Consider the following 874-nt stretch of genomic DNA (forward strand, 5'->3'; position numbering starts at 1 on the left):
GCTGTGTTTTTTCTGGCATGGCTGTTGCAGAAACTGGCACGATCGCTGTTGAGCAGTTTGATGTCTGCCGTTGGTTTAGGAAGCATCAACCGTTTGCTTGGCGGCGTATTCGGTGCAGTGAAAGGTGTGATTTTGGTGACACTGGCAGTGATGGTTTTTTCACACACTGATTTGCCGAAAACGGAAGAGTGGCAAAGTTCACACACAATTCCGTATTTTGAATCACTGGCCGATGCTGCGATGCCTTATCTGCCAGGGAAAGATACCGCAATGCCGCATCTTTCGGGTAAAGCAGCTGAAGTAGAAGAATTGGATGATTGAGTTTGACGGATTCAGACGGCCTATGGTTCGTCTGAATCCGCTTTTATTTGCGTAAATTTGACATCATATTGTCAACAATTCGAGCAAACTCATCTAAATTATTTTATAATGACAGCTTACCCATTTAATCTTCAAACTCGGAGAAGCACAATATGTGTGGTGTATTAGGTTTGGTTAGTCATGAGCCGGTCAATCAGATGTTGTATGATGGTTTGCAGATGTTGCAACACCGTGGTCAGGACGCAGCAGGCATTGTTACTGCCGAAGGCAATATATTTCATATGCACAAGGGCAAAGGCATGGTGCGCGAAGTGTTCCGTACCCGCAATATGCGCGACTTGGTCGGTAATGCCGGCATTGCACATGTCCGCTATCCGACTGCAGGCAATGCGGGCAGTAGCGCAGAGGCTCAGCCGTTTTATGTCAGCTCCCCATTCGGCATTGTTTTGGCACACAACGGTAATCTGACCAATACCGAAGAGCTCTATGAAAACGTATGCAACAAACACCTGCGCCACGTTAATACCAGCTCCGATTCTGAAGTCCTACTCAA

Annotated in this window: 1 protein-coding gene and 1 pseudogene; both read left to right on the forward strand. The window is 46.8% G+C overall.

Annotation, left to right across the window (positions count from 1 at the left end):
* Positions 1-321, forward strand: a 321-nt coding sequence (locus ACTHS3_RS15685; RefSeq protein WP_440368467.1) for a CvpA family protein, incomplete at its 5' end; no start/stop codon positions are given.
* Between the two features lie 152 nt (positions 322-473).
* Positions 474-874: pseudogene (locus ACTHS3_RS15690) on the forward strand (amidophosphoribosyltransferase); the annotation flags it as partial.

The sequence above is a fragment of the Neisseria sp. P0009.S007 genome, assembly GCF_051962515.1.